The sequence below is a fragment of the Cohnella zeiphila genome (assembly GCF_014212055.1).
Taxonomy (GTDB): domain Bacteria; phylum Bacillota; class Bacilli; order Paenibacillales; family Paenibacillaceae; genus Cohnella; species Cohnella zeiphila.
In genome coordinates, this window is sequence record NZ_JACJVO010000077.1 from 1 (window position 1) to 680 (window position 680).

A 680-nucleotide genomic window follows, 5' to 3' on the forward strand; every position below is an offset into this window, starting at 1 on the left:
TTTAACGGCCTCCGCCCTGGACAGGTGGATTAGCCAAAGCCAGCAGACAGGATCCTTTTCGGCTAAGGATAATCGCACACCGGAAGAAAATGAACTGCTGTCACTGCGCAAGGAAGTTCAGCGTCTGCGGATGGAAAACGACATTTTAAAGCAAGCCGCGCTGATCATGGGACGAAAGTAAATGTGATTCGCAGCAATGCCCACAAATACTCGGTATCAGCAATGTGTAGCGTCCTACAACTCCCCAAGAGCACGTACTACTACAAGCCAAAACCAGCCTTGAATCCGGGCGAGCAGAAGCTGGAAGACGCAGTCATTCAGATCTTCCGAGACAGCCGCAACAACTACGGCACCCGTAAGATCAGGGTGGAACTCACGAAACGATCCATCCAAGCTTCGCGCCGTAAAATCGGCAAGATCATGAAGAGGCATGGCTTGGTCTCCTCCTACACGGTGGCTCAGTACAGGCCTTACAAGGCCGCGCCGAACGAATCGAAGACGACCAACCAACTGCAGCGCAAGTTTAGCCAGGACGAGCCTTACGCCGTAGTCGTCAGCGATCTAACGTACGTACGCGTGGACGGCAAGTGGAACTACGTCTGCTTATTTGTCGATCTCTTTAACCGCGAGATGGTCGGTTATAGTTGCGGCCAGAGAAAGACAGCTGAGTTGGTCTACGA

Annotated in this window: 1 pseudogene; it reads left to right on the forward strand. The window is 52.5% G+C overall.

From position 1 onward, the window contains the following. Nucleotides 1-680, forward strand: a pseudogene (locus H7C18_RS34575) (IS3 family transposase); the annotation flags it as partial.